1 pseudogene is annotated in these 228 nt (G+C 71.9%); it reads right to left on the bottom strand.

From position 1 onward, the window contains the following. Window positions 1-228, bottom strand: a pseudogene (locus KVS67_RS13835) (hypothetical protein); the annotation flags it as partial.

The following is a 228-nucleotide window of genomic DNA, read 5'->3' as shown; positions in this document are numbered from 1 at the left end:
AGGCCCCGGCTCTGGGAGTGCGCGTAGATCCAGGCGAGCTCGGCGGGAGAGGAGGGGACAGCCTTGAAGGCGGCGGGGATGGCCCGGGCGATGTGCTCGGCCGTGCGCCCCAGAGCCTGGATCTCCGCCTCCGTGGGTCGCCAGGTGGGCAGGGCCAGCAGCTCGCGCAGCTTGCCGACGACGGAGCGGATCAGGGTCTGGAGGCGGTCGGTGATCGACTTAGACGGC

This window comes from Micrococcus sp. GbtcB5, assembly GCF_019091605.1.
Taxonomy (GTDB): Bacteria; Actinomycetota; Actinomycetes; order Actinomycetales; family Micrococcaceae; genus Micrococcus; species Micrococcus luteus.
Note: the sequence above shows the minus strand (reverse complement) of the source record. Positions and strands in the feature narration are given on the sequence as shown.